Genomic DNA, 2132 nt, shown 5'->3' with positions numbered 1-2132 from the left:
GGCGCGCAGGGTCGAAGCGGCATCTGGATGGCGTTTCTTTTGATGACTTTTCTTTGGCCAAACAAAGAAAAGTTACTAGGCTGTCGGGCCGAAACCCGACATCCAAACACCCCGTCGCGACAGCGACACAAATAAGACAACCGCGAAAGCCATCAGGGCAAATAAATTTGCCCCTACAATTTATTTAGGCGAACCACCATACAAAGCATACGCCCCAAACCGCATTTGATGCGCCCTACCCAGCTTTTCTTTATTGAAATCAATCGAGAACTGCTCGGTCAATTTGCTGCCATCCCAGCTGTAGGCTTTGAAGAATTGCTCGTTATCCGCGCCTTTCTTATCCCAATTGGCCAGCAGTGACGAGGTGTAATACAAACGTTTACCGTCCCAACTTGACGACACCATATTCACTTGCGCGCCGATTTTTTGTTCGAACACTTGTTTGGGGTGGAAAGGGTCGCTGATGTCGAAGCGGCGAGTCATGCCGTCCATGAAGGTGTTGACCCACAGGGTTTTATCGTCACTGGAGATGGAGATGTCCACCGGTAGTGGGATTTTGGCCGGCTCGCCGATGTCCGCGACGTCCTTGGCTTGCCATTCGCCTTTGTCGTCTTGATGTATCAGCCAGATTTTCGAAGTCAACGCGGTGCTGGTGAAGCAGTAGTTATGCGCTTCGGCCCAGGCGCAACGGATTTCCAACGGCGCGCCGGGTACGTCGAAGACTTTTTTCGGCTGGCGGCTGTGTAAATCCCACTGCACCACAGTATTGCCGAAGCGCTTCATCGCTTCCGGGTCGGCCAGCATTTTGCCGAAATCCATCATGTAATTCGACCAGCCGGTGAACGACGAAGTCAGCATCAGGTTACGACGTGGCAATACCCGTACGTCGTAGTTATAACCGTCGGCGTATTTGCCGGATTTGATCGCACCTTCCAAATTGCTGTCGGTCGGCAGCCAGTAGGTAGCGATGTAGTCGCCAGTATTTGTGTATTCGACCAGCGCGGTACGGCCGCCATGATCTTTGTTATTGGACAGGCCGGTGATGATCATCCGGCCCGGCAAGGCATACAAGCTGTGCGGACCGACCACGCCGCCGCTCTTGGCCACGAAATCGGTGATGGTTTTGCTCAGCTTTGGCTTGGCAGGGTCGGTAGAGACGTCGAAGATGAATATCTTGTTGGTATCCAAACCGCCGGCCCACAGAAATTTACGGTCGTCGGTAAAGTCGGAATGGTGGGCTTCGTTACGGCCACCCACCGACAGGCTGCCAATCACCTTACCGTATTGTTTGGATTTGGGATTGACGTCGACGGTGACCAGTTTGTCCTGCTCGTCGCCGACGCCTTCCGCGCCCAAGGTCCAGATGTACACAAAATCTTCCTGGCCTGTGATTTTCGCCATATACGGCGAGGCGCAGGTTTCGTCCGCGCTGGCCGACAGGCTGGCGGTGCCGAGCAATAGCGCGGCGGTAAAGGTGCTGAGTTTAAAAGTCATGAGTGTTATCCCCGTAAATTATCGTTTTAATGGTGTCCTATCTTCCGCGCTCGAACGCTCCACCCTGGCACGCGCAAACGCTGATGAACCGCTCCAGCGGTTCAGCGTTGTAGGGTGAGCACTGCGTAGCTTTTGTCCGGCAATCGCGACCTCCGACGAGGTACGCGGCGCTCACCCTACCCAAGCTCAGTCCCCCGTGGTCGGATCGATCACGGTCTTGATTTCTTCTATCCGATTGGCCGGAAAACCGCCTTGCTCGGCGTGTTCGCGTATCGCTTGTTCGTTGTCGGCGATATAAATGCAGTACACCTTGTCGCCGGTCACATAGCTGTGCAGCCACTGGATGCGCGGCCCCATATCGCGCAACACGCCGCAGGATTTTTGGGAAATGCCTTGCAACTCGGCTTGCGTGAACTGGCCGGCGCCGGGAATGTCGCGTTCGATGATGTATTTGGGCATGATAATCTCCTAATAAATGACCGGTCGTCTAATTTGCCGGCGTTAAAAAATGCTGCCGGGTGGGGCAGCGGTTATTTCGATTCGTAGGCTGGGTAGAGCGACAGCGAGCTGAAGGCCACGTTGAAACCCGGCTAGGCGTCTGCCAATGCTGGATTTCCTTTCATTCAACCCAGCCTACG

2 protein-coding genes are annotated in these 2132 nt (G+C 54.5%); both read right to left on the bottom strand.

Annotated features, from left to right (window positions below; all coding sequences use genetic code 11):
- Positions 1-180: 180 nt before the first annotated feature.
- Positions 181-1494 (bottom strand): selenium-binding protein SBP56-related protein, encoded by a 1314-nt coding sequence (locus tag A1355_RS09475; RefSeq protein ID WP_064027356.1) that lies wholly within the window; start codon positions 1492-1494, stop codon positions 181-183.
- 186 nt (positions 1495-1680) lie between these two features.
- On the bottom strand, positions 1681-1953 hold the full coding sequence (locus A1355_RS09470) for a DUF4242 domain-containing protein (protein ID WP_064027354.1): 273 nt from the start codon (positions 1951-1953) through the stop codon (positions 1681-1683).
- Positions 1954-2132 lie beyond the last annotated feature (179 nt).

Source organism: Methylomonas koyamae (assembly GCF_001644025.1).
GTDB lineage: Bacteria > Pseudomonadota > Gammaproteobacteria > Methylococcales > Methylomonadaceae > Methylomonas > Methylomonas koyamae_A.
This window is presented reverse-complemented; position numbering and strand designations above follow the sequence as displayed.